The following is a 408-nucleotide window of genomic DNA, read 5'->3' on the forward strand; positions in this document are numbered from 1 at the left end:
TTAACTATGACTATCTCCGCAGTGCTTTCCGCACCGCTCTCCTCAATGAACTGGAAGTCAGGATCGGCCCTTCTTTTAAAAAAGTCAAAGCCAAATGTTACAGCGAACATGTGCATGGTTTCTATGTCTATGCGAAACCTAATCTCTGTAACCCAAAAATAGTCGCCAGGTATATTGGCCGTTATCTTGGCAGGCCTGTCATCGCTGCTTCCAGGATCGATCACTATGACGGTGATACGGTCTCTTTCCACTATCACCGTCATGAAGATGATAAATATATAGAGGAGACTTTACCTGTCATGGACTTCATAAAACGCCTCATCCGCCACATCCCGGAAAAGCATTTTAAGATGATCCGGTATGGCGGTCTGTATGCCAGACATCGTAAGATCGATCGTAAGCTGTATC

General features: G+C 45.1%; 1 protein-coding gene. It reads left to right on the forward strand.

Features of this window, described 5'->3' with window-relative positions; all coding sequences use genetic code 11:
- A partial coding sequence (locus JMF81_RS16730) for a transposase (RefSeq protein WP_201309594.1) occupies positions 1–408 on the forward strand: 408 nt, incomplete at both ends.

Origin of the sequence: Anaerostipes butyraticus, from assembly GCF_016586355.1 — a bacterium.
GTDB classification, from domain to species: Bacteria; Bacillota; Clostridia; order Lachnospirales; family Lachnospiraceae; genus Anaerostipes; species Anaerostipes butyraticus.